At 39.0% G+C, this 12,690-nt stretch carries 16 protein-coding genes and 1 pseudogene; 8 read left to right on the plus strand and 9 right to left on the minus strand.

Going from position 1 to position 12,690, the window contains the following annotated elements; translation table 11 throughout:
- Positions 1–51: 51 nt before the first annotated feature.
- The gene (locus RMX69_RS06150) at positions 52–735 is read right to left on the minus strand and encodes an ATP-dependent Zn protease (protein WP_322636849.1); all 684 of its coding nucleotides are present in this window, start codon (positions 733–735) and stop codon (positions 52–54) included.
- Positions 736–1,108: 373 nt separating this feature from the next.
- Between RMX69_RS06150 and RMX69_RS06155 the strand changes: the two genes are divergently transcribed.
- Both RMX69_RS06155 and RMX69_RS06160 read left to right on the plus strand, forming a co-directional pair.
- Positions 1,109–1,324: a DUF2945 domain-containing protein gene (locus tag RMX69_RS06155; protein WP_094348753.1), complete on the plus strand. Its 216-nt coding sequence runs from the start codon at positions 1,109–1,111 to the stop codon at positions 1,322–1,324.
- A 9-nt stretch (positions 1,325–1,333) separates the two neighbouring features.
- Positions 1,334–1,660 carry a DUF3140 domain-containing protein gene (locus RMX69_RS06160; RefSeq protein WP_322636850.1) on the plus strand — a complete coding sequence of 109 codons (327 nt, stop codon included), beginning with the start codon at positions 1,334–1,336 and terminating at the stop codon, positions 1,658–1,660.
- Positions 1,661–1,743: 83 nt separating this feature from the next.
- Here the strand turns inward: RMX69_RS06160 and RMX69_RS06165 are convergent, their stop codons facing one another.
- On the minus strand, positions 1,744–2,796 hold the full coding sequence (locus RMX69_RS06165) for a hypothetical protein (protein WP_322636851.1): 1,053 nt from the start codon (positions 2,794–2,796) through the stop codon (positions 1,744–1,746).
- A gap of 116 nt (positions 2,797–2,912) precedes the next feature.
- Here RMX69_RS06165 and RMX69_RS06170 point away from each other — a divergent pair, with 116 nt between their 5' ends.
- From RMX69_RS06170 to RMX69_RS06180, 3 genes are all read left to right on the plus strand, one after another.
- Positions 2,913–3,692 (plus strand): hypothetical protein, encoded by a 780-nt coding sequence (locus RMX69_RS06170; protein ID WP_322636853.1) that lies wholly within the window; start codon positions 2,913–2,915, stop codon positions 3,690–3,692.
- A gap of 197 nt (positions 3,693–3,889) precedes the next feature.
- Complete coding sequence (locus tag RMX69_RS06175; protein WP_322636855.1) at positions 3,890–4,033, plus strand: hypothetical protein; 144 nt, start codon at positions 3,890–3,892, stop codon at positions 4,031–4,033.
- 51 nt (positions 4,034–4,084) lie between these two features.
- Positions 4,085–4,246: a hypothetical protein gene (locus tag RMX69_RS06180; protein WP_322636857.1), complete on the plus strand. Its 162-nt coding sequence runs from the start codon at positions 4,085–4,087 to the stop codon at positions 4,244–4,246.
- Here RMX69_RS06180 and RMX69_RS06185 read toward each other — a convergent pair.
- Positions 4,220–4,381, minus strand: a pseudogene (locus tag RMX69_RS06185) (formyltetrahydrofolate deformylase); the annotation flags it as partial. The gene RMX69_RS06180 and the pseudogene RMX69_RS06185 sit on opposite strands and share 27 nt — an antisense overlap.
- Positions 4,382–4,463: 82 nt before the next feature.
- Between RMX69_RS06185 and RMX69_RS29395 the strand changes: the two are divergent.
- On the plus strand, positions 4,464–4,571 hold the full coding sequence (locus RMX69_RS29395) for a hypothetical protein (protein WP_409878171.1): 108 nt from the start codon (positions 4,464–4,466) through the stop codon (positions 4,569–4,571).
- A gap of 463 nt (positions 4,572–5,034) precedes the next feature.
- Here RMX69_RS29395 and RMX69_RS06190 read toward each other — a convergent pair whose 3' ends face one another.
- The gene (locus tag RMX69_RS06190) at positions 5,035–5,451 is read right to left on the minus strand and encodes an SH3 domain-containing protein (protein ID WP_289798559.1); all 417 of its coding nucleotides are present in this window, start codon (positions 5,449–5,451) and stop codon (positions 5,035–5,037) included.
- Positions 5,452–6,253: 802 nt separating this feature from the next.
- Here RMX69_RS06190 and RMX69_RS06195 point away from each other — a divergent pair.
- Entirely contained in the window at positions 6,254–7,570 is a 1,317-nt protein-coding gene (locus tag RMX69_RS06195; protein ID WP_322636859.1) for a M13 family metallopeptidase N-terminal domain-containing protein, read from the plus strand.
- On the opposite strand, the gene RMX69_RS06200 is transcribed toward RMX69_RS06195, so the two are convergent.
- The 5 genes from RMX69_RS06200 to RMX69_RS06220 form a co-directional block, all read right to left on the minus strand.
- The gene (locus tag RMX69_RS06200) at positions 7,518–8,060 is read right to left on the minus strand and encodes a hypothetical protein (RefSeq protein ID WP_322636860.1); all 543 of its coding nucleotides are present in this window, start codon (positions 8,058–8,060) and stop codon (positions 7,518–7,520) included. The genes RMX69_RS06195 and RMX69_RS06200 overlap by 53 nt on opposite strands.
- A gap of 172 nt (positions 8,061–8,232) precedes the next feature.
- The gene (locus RMX69_RS06205) at positions 8,233–8,421 is read right to left on the minus strand and encodes a hypothetical protein (RefSeq protein ID WP_322636862.1); all 189 of its coding nucleotides are present in this window, start codon (positions 8,419–8,421) and stop codon (positions 8,233–8,235) included.
- Between the two features lie 162 nt (positions 8,422–8,583).
- The gene (locus RMX69_RS06210; RefSeq protein ID WP_322636863.1) at positions 8,584–9,147 is read right to left on the minus strand and encodes a hypothetical protein; all 564 of its coding nucleotides are present in this window, start codon (positions 9,145–9,147) and stop codon (positions 8,584–8,586) included.
- Between the two features lie 57 nt (positions 9,148–9,204).
- Entirely contained in the window at positions 9,205–9,621 is a 417-nt protein-coding gene (locus tag RMX69_RS06215) for a hypothetical protein (protein ID WP_289798555.1), read from the minus strand.
- A 231-nt stretch (positions 9,622–9,852) separates the two neighbouring features.
- Positions 9,853–10,305, minus strand: coding sequence for a hypothetical protein (locus tag RMX69_RS06220; protein WP_289798554.1), 453 nt, complete (start codon positions 10,303–10,305; stop codon positions 9,853–9,855).
- An 803-nt stretch (positions 10,306–11,108) separates the two neighbouring features.
- Between RMX69_RS06220 and RMX69_RS06225 the strand changes: the two genes are divergently transcribed.
- A complete protein-coding gene (locus RMX69_RS06225) occupies positions 11,109–12,683 on the plus strand; it encodes an AAA-like domain-containing protein (RefSeq protein WP_322636865.1) in 1,575 nt (524 codons plus the stop codon).
- Positions 12,684–12,690: the final 7 nt, after the last annotated feature.

Raw genomic sequence — 12,690 nt, forward strand, 5'->3', positions numbered from 1 at the left:
AGCACTAAAGTCCTTGCTACAAACTCTTCATTACTAGCTTGATATAACTTCCTACTTGCCACTCCCTACTCCTAACTCAGCATGGCAATCTTCTACCGAAGTGCGTTGTCGCATGGCATTAACTAAAGCCTCGTAGCTAGACCAATTTTCTTGCAGTAGAGTTTTTGCCTGGAGAGCATGAAACCGCAGTTTTTGCTGATAAACTGATTCAGAAAAGCCTAACATTGTCAAGACTCCGATCAGCTTGCTTTTATCATCAGTTCCACCCTCAGCATTATTAAAAACCAGGGTTTCAGCAGCAATACCCGCCATCCAAACAGTGCAGTAGCGGTCTAGCATTTGGGCGCTGATTTTACCCACTTCTAATTGAGATGCTAATTCGCCATCATCAAAGCTAACGCCGCCTTGTCCAGGTTGCCCCTGTTTCCAAGCTTCCCAAGCGCTGAGTGTGTAGCCGGTAACGGGAATACCCAACAGGTAAGCAACTAAGAAATGCCCAGCTTCGTGATGGACGATGCGATCGCGGTGTTCTTTTGAAAAACCAGCAATCCAATCTACAAAGATAGTACCACCCTTGCCTTGCAGGCTGAAGCTATCTAATGTCGCTATGCCTAAGATGGTGAAAGTAGCAAGTGCTGGTACTGCCGGAGATAAGTTGAAGAATGGTCCCACCAGTACCGATAAGGTCATGAGAAAGATAGATATTGCAACTAAATTTAGGCTAGTTTGGCTCATTGAGAGTTTTCTGACAATCTGCTTAATCTTTCTTTATTATGAGGCGAGCGCACAGCTTTTGTCTCAATCTAGTAGTTCGCTTTCGTGAACGCAAGCGGGGTAAGGGGGAAAGGTTTGGTATTTTCCCTTTCCCCTTTAACCTTTTCCCTTTTCCCTTTTCCCACCTCTTGCAACAAGCACTTTTGCAAGAGACTCCATGAGTGGAACTCACAAGGAACAATAAAAATATCTCTTCCCCAGTCCCCAGTCCCCAGTCCCTATTTTTAAGGCAGGTCTAATGGATGTTTTCTCTATCACTAGAATGATGGCTGCTTTTCCAGTCGCAGACATAATGTGACCTTAGTAGGTATAAAACATCAAATAGGAGATGAATGTGGCTGAACAGTTCAAAAAAGGCGATCGCGTTGAATGGAACACTTCACAAGGTAAGACAACTGGCAAAGTTGTAAAGAAGCTGACTTCACCTACAGATATTAAAGAACATCATATTGCTGCAAGTGAAGATAACCCTGAATACTTAGTTGAAAGCGATAAGACAGGAAAACAAGCTGCTCACAAGCCTGATGCTCTGAAGAAAGTAGAGGAGTAATGCTTAGTCATGAGTAAAGATGTTAAAGCGGTGATTGACGAGTTTCATCAAGCTGTCAATATGACACCTAAAGAACTAGAGTCTTGGCTAGATACGGATGAGTCACAAACTGTCGGGCAAAAAGATGGCAACGATGAGTCAATCGGTCATAAATCTGGACGGCGTATCATCCAACTATTGCAGAAAAAGGATGATTACACCAACGACGATCTTTCGCACATGAAGAAAGTTATTAGTTACGTCCACCGTCATCTTGCACAGAAGCCATCGGGTGATTTGGAACACACACGCTGGTGCTATTCTTTGAAGAATTGGGGACACGACCCAATTAAGTAAAGTACTTTGTAGCCCGCCATTTAGGTGGGCAAATTTTAGCGATCGCAGCCCTTGTTAAGAACTGAAGCCTGTAAGGAAGGCAATTAAACAATAGTGCATTTACTGAGAATCACTTCCAACCCATTCTGTACCTGCTCAAGTTCTTCGCGCTTTTGGTAAATCCACATCTTTTCAGCCTCACGTTGTTCCAGAGTTTCGTTGTGAGCTTTTTCCTGCTGTTCTAGGAGGTTTTCGTAAAGTGCGATCGCTTCTGCAATTACTCGGCTGGCTGATTCAACTCGGTTTTCAAAGACTGAGTTAACTATTTCATTTAATTTCTCAAATATTTTATCCATTGATTCATCGAATTTTTGAAATCCTAGTTCAAAAATTTTACCTTTTATTTGGTCTTTTATTCCATCGAAATCTAGCATTCCTAAACCAAACGAACCTGCAATTGCAGCAGCTACACTTGCAACAATTACGGCAATAAAACCAAGTCCTGTAAATACTATTAATCCAGCAGCTAAAGCACCACCTATTCCAACACCACCGCCAAATCCTCCCATACCCGTAAAGTCATCATTTATACCATTAATTGAAATTTTTAACTGTTTACTAAAATGTTTACTAAAATTAGTTTGTATGTTGTTGTCTAAGCCGTTCAACTCACCTTGAATTGCATCTAGCTCATAAGCAATACTAATATCTAAATACTTCAGATTTTCTTGTAAAATTACCTCCTTAAGTTTCGCATTTCCCCATTCATCTATTTCTGTCGATAAGTCTCTAATAAATTGATTTGTGTAATCTCTAATCAGTTTATCTTGGCTAAAAACAGGGCTGTGTTCAGAATTCCAATATTGGCTCTTTTGAACCATGCGATCGCCCAATCCTTCACGCCACTCATCCCAAGATTCAGCAGTTTGCTCAAATACTTTGTCTATCAATTGATCTGCCAATAGATGGATTCTGACATCGCGCCCACTGGCTTCTCCTATTTTTTCTAAAATTTTCTGCTTTTCTGCTTCAGAAATTTGTATTTTTCCATCTAAAGTACCATTCGATTTATATAGCCCATCTAAACCTTTTTCAATAACTCTATTTATTTGACTAATAGAGTGCTTAATTTTTACTCTTCCACTATCGAACGTCAAAAACTTCTCAATAGACTGGGTAAAATTTTGGAACGCGTTGAAATACTCTAATCGAGCAAGTAGCCCAAGATATCAAATTTGAACAACATCGCACGGCTTTAGTGAGGGCGTATGGAGTGTTTATCCAGGCGATTAACCGCTTCCGTTCAGCGATGCAATTGCAAGATTTCAGCCGGAGAAACGCTGAGATTGATGGTGTCAGGGGAATGTTGTTTGCGGCTTTAGCAGATTACAGCAATCCGCATCTACTGGAAGAAACCTGTGCAGCTGGTCAACTACGCAGACTTGAGTGCGCTTGGGCAATTGAACAGGCGATTGTTGCAACTTATCAAGTGCAGAATGAAGTTTCAGCAGTGAGCGATCGCCTCATCTTACTCCAAGATAAAATTTGTAAAGATGCTCTCACTGTGATTAATCGCTGCGAATCACATGATGAGCTTGATTTTCTCTTTCCCGAAATTATCCGCATTAAAAATCATGATTTAGCGGTATTGGATTCGTGGCAAAATCATGTTGATTGGATGCGTAGTTTACTGCCGCAGGCATCGCTTCCTTCATCAGATTTAAAACTTTTAAGTATTGCTGATTTTAATAGTCCACAGACTCACTACTCCACAATCAATGTAGCAGAACCGCCAGAACAATTAGTATATGAGAGTTTAGCTGAAAAATCTCATTTTTATTCGCTTCGTGACCAGTTACTATTTATATTCGAGCCTGAACTACGTCGAGAGTATGAATTTTATATTAGTGAACAAGCTGTAATTACTGGTTATAAAACATTGGTTAAATCTAATTTACAACAGGCATCAGACCTAACTGTTGGTAATCTTTATTACTACTTTAAAATCAAAGATGAATCGAAAGATGAGACAGAGTTAGTTTCAGCTAAGTAAAACATCTACGGCAACTCTTGAAACAAGTATTTTTCTAAAGTCCGCCTACGCGGACTTTGTTTGTATATAGCAATCCTATATGAGTTGTGATAAATCTAGATAATGCAATAACTATTAATAGGTAAAAAACGAGTCAAACTAAATTAACCCCTGAAGAGTGAAAGTAAAATAAAATTATCCTCCACTTAAACTTCATCATGGCTATCCCAGAACTCGAACAACAACTCCTTCAGCTTTCCCCCAACGATAAGCTGTATATGATCCAATTCCTTGCTCAAAGCCTGACCACACACAACACCCACCCAGACCAACCCACCAAACTCTCAGAATTTTTCCGTTAATCACCCCTAGCTGAACTCACCGAAGAACTCGACCTTAGCCGAGGCTTGACATTGCTAAAAACCCTCATTGAGTCCCTACAAGCAGAAACCCAAATTGAAACTCCAGAATATCCTCTGACTAAATTCTATGGATGTATCGAAGATGAAACATTCTTCCGCCATCCCCAAGGACAACAAGAACGCGAACCCATATACCAATACACGATTTTGTAAGTGCGTTCGCACCGCTCTTGCTAATACAATTCTCTCCAAATCTTTGCCTTTTCTCACCAAATCATCAACTTCATCATGGTGACTAACTCGCACCACATCCTGTTCAATAATTGGGACTGCATCTAAATCAGCAGTGCGATCGCGCTAACGAAAGAATAAGGATTTCATAATACGTCTTGGTCAGCTATGGGTTGTCACTTTGGACTACTTATAGTTGTTGTCGCATACAGCGTCTATAGAACAATGGAGGGTTGGGCGAGAGTTCCGCCTAAGGGTGCGGGAAGCTTTTGAAGCAAACAATATTCAGATTGGTAAACTGCAATGAATCGCTTACAACGCAGATTTAACAAAGAGTCATTACTAGATTACTTATGTCTATAAATATTCTTCATATACAGTGCTGTATGTAAATAAAGCACGGCGAGTTTGAGGATGAATTTAGAAAGTTAGTAGCAATCAATTCTAAAGATAAAATATTAGAATTAATTGCTATGAGAAATTTGGCGTTGTTGAATCAGGATATGAAAATCAAAAACTTCATTTCTCAAACTCTTACTCTCTGCGACTCTGCATGAAATAAAGTCATATTTTCAATCAGCAACGCCAGAAATATTCTCGTTTTAATTGTCTAGTAAGTATCTAGGCATAAATAAATTTATTGTTTGTAGTAAGGACTTTAGTCCTGATAATCCTTGCTCTGAGCGATAAATCGCTCACTACAAACTAAAAGTTTATTTTATATTTAATTATGTCTACTTACTTACGCTCTCAAAATCAAGAAATCGATTTTATTCGCCACCATCGCTGAAAATAATGTTGTCGCTACGAATCCAACCAATTGCTCCCGATTTCGGGAATTTCACTCGACACCAGTTAAGCTGACTACCACGTCTATCTTTATCTTGAACGCATTGCAAGTTTTGGACGCGATCGCCACCTAAACCGTAGCCCTTAGTAGATGAGTTGATAGTTGGTCTTGTACGTAGATTAACTCTTCTTGACCGTCCTCCAGACAGCCTCGCCCAATTAGTTCTAGCGATGAGATCAGGTTGGCTTAACTGGTTTACAACAGAAGGATTTGAGGTTGCATAAACATCATTTATTCCTTGCGCTTGTTCATGAAGAGCATTTGCTTTCACCGGAAAAGTCACAACAAATGATGCTAAAGATACAACAGTGGTAACAAGTAATGTTTTAAGTTTCATGGTTTTTTACCTAGATAAACATTGACAAATTCAGACTCAGTTAGCCTGTATTAACGCATATTTGCATCGGAAAGAAAGACGAATTTTATCAAGCAGAAGCACAGTTTTTATTTCTAGCTTGTTGTCAGATTTGCTCATTAAGCTTGCCCATACTGTAAAAAAACAGAGAGTAGAAGCCTGAAAATTTTAGACATATCTAAATTTCCCATGTTTTCTTCTTGATTTCAAGTGCAGATAAATCAGTTAATATACTTCCAGACAAATTAGCTAGAAAGCACTACAATCATTAGACCTGACTTATCTAAAAGTTAGATCATAACTTTTGCTTTACAAGCTTTTGTACTCATTTTTTGATACTTCATCTTTAGATAAATTTAAATATTTTTTATATATATCCTTTAATATCTATTTATCTTATATTTTTTGTTATCAAAATATAGTGTTTTATTTCTTGGGCGATTCAATAACTATCACTTAAATCAGTTAAGAAGTAAATCACTTTAATCCAAACATCATATACATCATTTAAGGTGAGAATATCACTTTTAGATTACATATATACGCAAAACTTTTGTATTTCTTTATTTTTTAAATCAAGCTGTTATGAGAAACTAACCATTAGTTTTTAATAGTTTGTGAATGTATCAAAATCCTAATTTAGCTGAACCTGAAGCAATTAACCACAATAATTATTTCAAAACCGAAAAGCAAACATTAGCTTCAATGTCACTTCCAGAGCCAGTCAAATATTTAATGAAATTAAAAAACTGGCAATAAATATATATTGATATTGACAATAAACATGAAAAACAACAAGCAATTTCGTATCTCCCCCTGGTTAATCAGCAGCACCATCATGGTAATGGGGATTTACACCACATCCTGTAGCACTTCTGTAGGACAAAAATCGAATAGCAACACAGCCGAACAAGTTTCTAATAACCAGTTCCCCCTAGGCTTTTCGGTAGAGAAAATGGATACCTCGGTAGACCCGAAGCAGGACTTCCATCGGTTTGCAGTCGGGAAGTGGCTCGATAATACTAAGCTTCCTCCTGACAGACTAGGCGTAACAGGGCTTTCCCTACTGGGAGAGAAAGTTTCCAAGCAATTAGAGCAGATAATTAAACAGGCAGCTAAAAAAAGTGGCAAGGCTCCTAAAGGAAGTCCATTGCAACAGGTTGGTAATTTCTATGCTTCGGGCATGGATGTGAAACGGCTAGAAAGCTTGGGAGTCTCTCCCCTGAAGCCAATGTTCGATCGAGTTGAGGCGATTGATTCGCCGCAAGCATTAGCGAAAACCATTGCCCAATTGCAGAAAAAGCTCAACGTTCCAGTTATTTTAATGGTTGCGATTGATGTCGATCTTGAGGACACAACAACCAATACCATCGCCATAATTGGTGGTTCTCTGGGCTTACCATCCCAGGAAGATTATTTGAGTGCAAATAGGGCTGCCATCCGCAAAGCCTATTTGGATTATTTAACAGCCACCCTGGAAATTGCTGGCGATTCTCCAGAAAAAGCATTAGCCGCAGCTAAGAAAATTTTAGAAATCGAGACTCGCATTGCTAGCAAGCAACTTACCCCTATCGAGCAAAGAGATCCTCAAAAGCGATTCACAAAGATGTCGTTTGCCAAGCTTCAGTCTTTATTGTCAAATTTAGATATGAAGGCCTATTTTCAGGAGTTGAGATTACCAGCGAAAGGAAATATCACTGTAATAGATTCCGGTTCCTTGGCAGAACTGAACCAGATACTGAAAGAATATCCAATAGATGACATCAAGACCTATTTCCGTTGGGGTTTATTGAATCAAAATCAAGCCTACTTAACCCCAGCATTTGACAAGCCTTCACTTGCTTTTGCCAAGGCATATTATGGAAACGAATACGAATTACCGCCACGTTCTGAGCGCGTGTCCACTGTCATCTCTACAAAATATGGTCATCCCTTGTCTCAGCTCTACATCAAGAAATATTTTTCTTTGGAAGCGAAACAACGCGTAGAGGAGATTATAGGGCAAATCAAGAGTTTGTTCAAAGCACGGTTGGCAGCAAACAAATGGCTCACTGATACCACCCGTAAATCAGCACTGGATAAAATTGACCGGGCGCAATGAGCCTTCCGCCGAGATGGATTTTTCCCTGTGTACCACGGATTTCGACCTGAACCTCGGAATCGAAGTCGCTAGTCGTTGACTCTATGCGATTACTTGGTTCGTAGCGATGGCGGCGGTTGTTCCATTCATATCCATTGCGATTTGCGATAGCCGGTTTGCGACCTTCACCATAGCAGACCAACGTTAGATTTTGGCGCGACGCGCTGCCATTGTGATTGTCAGATGTGCCTTGTTCTCGCAAATAGGTATCGATCGCTTCCTGGGCTTCGCGAATTTCTGTTGAACTACAGGATCGCCCCTGTTGAAGGATCTCTCCCTGAGCGTTAAAAAGGACAGTGCAGCCACTTCCCGATCGCATACCAGTTACACTCAGATTACCGTTGTCCAAAGTGTCAATCACTGCTTGAGCGTTAACAGGATGAGTGACTGTAAGAGTTAATAAACCTACAATAGTAGGGGCTAATATTCGCAAGCTTTTCATTGGTTGCATTGAATCTAGATGAATTTGTTGGGAAACTTTACCATTGACAAAAAAGACGTTATATCATGTCCGCCAAATTACCCATAATAAAATAACCCCACCCCCAACCCCTCCCCGCCTGCGGGGAGGGGAGACAAAGCACAGCTTTGGCGGGGTGGGGTTCTTCGGGTTTAATAAGCAATCAAGCGGACATGATATTAATGGCATTGACCGCAATCATGACAAACCAAAAAACATTCATCATTTCTGGTTCGCCGTAGGTTATGCCCTTGAAGTTTTTCATGTAGAACATACCAATTCCCATGACAGCCGTATAGAGGCAGGCAGCTAAGATAGCGATTTTGGGTTTTGAGAATGAGTTTGAACTCATGATTTTTCGCTCCTGTCTAGATTTGGGAATGACCGGATTCTGGCTAACTTCAAGGGGGGTACTTACCAACATCAAGACGCTTGTTTGGCAAATTGGGGTTTGGCTAGCGGCGAACCATAGAGAATTTTGCCAGTGTCAATTGGTTTAGACACAAGAACGGGATTATTTATGGCAGTGATGCCAATCAACGTAAAAGATGTTTTGATAGCGACCGTTTGAGGTGACGATTTCTACACATTTACCTGAGTTGCCTTCAACCCAGAACGAAGCAACCGAAGTTTTTGACACTCTTTGGTTGTGGCGATAGGTATATCCCCGCCGCCGCACTTCGCCCTCTGCTTGACCAGCCCTGGCTCCTACTAGGTCTGGCAAGGGACGGGAAGACGAATTACTGGTTTTTTGAGTACGGGGTCGATCTCCGCGATCGCAATCTGCTGTAGTTCCGGTATCAACTAGGGAGACATAGCGACCTTGTTCTGTCCTCACACTAATGCACCGACCTGTTTTAGTTTGAGTCCAAAAGCTATAAGTAGAATCATCAGATTTCTCAGCCCAGCGAAACTTATAGCCCCGCTTCTGGAGTATGGATTCTCCGTCTCGTCCGCGTACATTCACTAAATCTTGAAGTCCACGAACGGGATCTCCAGCATTTTGAGCCTGGGCATTGAGGGCAATTGTGATGATTACGGAACTCACGATAACAGGAATTAAACGGTGTATTTTCATATTGTCTTTTCACAGTGCAAATATCTTAGAAATCGTTACAAAAGGACTGGCTTTCACCTAAAGCGCCCCTTCATTGGTGTTAGAGAAATAGTAGTTGTAAAACTCAGTCCCCGTTTTGTTGTTAATCACGACAACCTGCTTAGTACCTTGGTCATACATTACACGCACCTGCTCGTCCTCGCCAATGAAGCTATTGCCAGATTTCCGCTCCAGATAGCCGTGGAAGATAAATTCGCCTTCCGTAATTTGGATGACTATTGTATTTTTATCGATTACTGTCATGTAGGTGACAGGTTTAGAAGATTGGGAAATGATGATAGAAACAGCTTCAGGTTCAAAGGTTTGAGCTTGGGCAGAGCTAACTAGCCCCAACATGCTCCAGAAAAGACTACCAGCAGTGACAAAACAAAGAGCAATGAATGTTTTCTCTATGCTTTTCACGGCGATTACCAAAAGCGAATTTGAAAGCTTCATACCAAGAGAATCTCTTATTTATAAAAGGTTACAAAGAATTGGGGTAGGTTGATTGATCGTATATACCTCCCATACATGACAAAACTTTATTTATCGATATATAGGACTCATATCTGATTTCTGAACAAGATTTCAGATAAAACCCTGAGAAAACGGGCTTTTCAGTCTCAGGATATTTTCAGAAATCAAATCGGAGTTCTATAGATGAGATTTATAAAATTTTGATAGCTTTTAATACAAGTAAACTGCTCCTGTTTCTTGTATATCCAAAGCACGATGACTTTTATTTGCGTTGTCAGCTTCTTCAACAGTAACCTCGACAACTTGATCTTTTAATTTAACAGCGTATTGCAAGAAATAATTGGCACTGCCTGCAATATTGTAATCGGGATAGATAACTAACTGTAGAGGATATTGAAGATTTTGGAGAGTTACTTGTTGTTTTGCCTTAATTAAAGGCCGTTTTACTTTCGCATCCGTTATGCCATAGTCTATAGAAAAACCTGCTTTATTAATTATAAGAATAGTAATCGGACTCTTAATATTTAATCTTGCCACTGGTTGCCAAACTCCGGCTTTGTATGTATTTGCTGGCGGATCTTGCGCTGTAGCAGTCATGCAAGGAAGTATATTTAAACCAGCAGTAGCGATAAGTAGAGATGAAACGATAACAGATTTAAACATGGGTTAAAACAATGCCTTAAATTTAAAAAACTCGTAGCTATTATAATATTGGAAATGTGATTATTTCCTGGCTATTGATCATAAAAATTCAATAAAATACTAAAGAGTAAAAATCACTGAGAATTTAAAACAATAAATTTACTATTACATTTGCCAAAAGTTATAATCCAAACATTTGAGAATAGTTATAAAAAGCAACAACTACAAATTTTATCTGAGAAACTTTTATTACTCTGGATTCAGGTAAGTTCCAAAATTTTAGCTAGTTCTAAATCTGTCATATTTTCCTATTTACTTCAAGTGCAGATAAATCAGTTAGCCTAACTTGTAGGCAAATTAGCTAAAAATACTCATGCATAGCCTGAGTTTTCACGTCATGTGGAAAAGTCAACGGAAAACCTAACCCCCCAACCCCCTTCCCTACAAGGGAAGGGGGAGAAATCAAAGCCTCTCTCCTTGTAGGGGAGAGGTTTGGAGAGGGGTTTTCCAGATCCCGTGAAAAGTCAGATGTATAGCCTGTAGCGTCAGCAATGGAAGGATTGAGGAAAGGTTTACTTCACTTACTAGCAAGCTTTCGTATCTTCATACACTATTTTAGATCCTTACTTACGTATATATCTAAAGATTTTTTTAGTATTGTTTTATTTTGTCACGACCAAAAAATAAATTGAGATTTTTGCGGTTCAAAAACCTCACTTACATCAGTTAAAGTGTCACATATATCGGGTAATATGTAAATTACAACAATTAAAACATCACATACGCCATTTAAAAGTGAAAGCTCGCTTTTAATAAAAATTAATATGAATACCAATAAAAAATTTCATTTAGAGATGACAGAATCAAACAATAAATTCCTGCGAAAAAGAGGAGTAGTTCTGACTGTTGTTGGTTTGAAGAGATTGCAAACTGCAATTTTAGAAGAAGAAAGACAAACAAGAGGAGGTAAACGTTTTACCCAGGTAGAATTAAGCGATCGCATTGGCATTTCCACCTCTAGCTTAAGCCGTTTATGGTCTTTGAATTCTCGGATAGATCCACGCACCATCCGAATCTGCTTTAGTGCTTTTGACTTAGCGTTGCATGAAGATGACTACACTCTCTATGATGCAAATGAAATTGATTCTAAGCAGGAGTATTTCCAAAAAGCTCGGCAGATGATAGATCGAGATTTATCTGAGTATTCAGATAATGCAGATTTATTATCAGAAAGTGAATTAGTTGTGCAACAAAAAACAATGATAGCAAAGACTGCACCATCTGAAATTGTTTCCATATTTATCGGTGCAGAGAAAATTAAAAGTGAAATTTTACTCAACAAACAGAGTAATTATAACTCTCAATCAAAGATTACTGAATATATAAAATATCCCTGCGGCCCTTTATCTTTAGATTCAAAATTCTATATTCCTCGTCCTCCACTAGAAGAACTAGCATATCAAGAAATCATGCAACCGGGATGCGTCATTCGCATTCAAGGTTGTCGAGGCATGGGTAAAACTTCTCTGATGTTGCGGATTGTAGCTCATGCCAGAATGTTAGGGTATGAGACTGCAAAACTAAATATCGCTCAAGTTGATATTGATGTTTTGCGAAAACCTCAATTATTCATGCAATGGTTAGCTGCTAGTATTGCTCGTCAACTAGGCAGAGAATTTAATGTCGATAAACATTGGGACGAAGAAATAGGTAGTAAACTTAGCTGCACTCTTTTTCTGAAAGAATGTTTGCTTGCACCTTTAGAGAAACCTCTATTATTGGTATTCGATGAAGTTCAGCATATTTTTGCATATCCCGATCTAGCCAATGAATTTCTACCCCTGTTACGTTCTTGGCAAGAAGAAGCGCAACAGGATCAAGTATGGACAAAGCTGCGATTGGTGATTGTTTATTCCACAGATGTTTATCTTTCTCTGGATATTAATCAATCCCCCTTTAACATTGGGCTACCATTGAAATTATCAGAATTTACTTGTGAGCAAGTAATTGAGTTAGCTAACCGCTATGGAGTTGATTGGCAACAAAACGAGCAAGTGCAGCAATTAATGGAATTAATCGGGGGACATCCAGCATTGCTAAATATTACTCTTTATCATCTGCGCTATCATAAATTAACCTTAAAAGAAATTTTGCTGACAGCAATCACAGAATTAGGAATTTATCGTCAACATTTACAAAGTTTATTAAATAAATTACAAAAAAATATCCAATTATTAGATAGTATGAAAATCTTTTTAACAAAAGATAAAAATATCGATTTAGATATATTAACTGCCTACCAATTAGAAAATATGGGGTTAATTCAATTGCAGCAACAAAAATGGGTAATTAGTTGCCAATTATATCGAGACTTCTTGAAAAAATATCTGATGTCGTAATGAAAAA

Origin of the sequence: Nostoc sp. EspVER01 (genome assembly GCF_034530635.1) — a bacterium.
Classification (GTDB): domain Bacteria; phylum Cyanobacteriota; class Cyanobacteriia; order Cyanobacteriales; family Nostocaceae; genus Nostoc.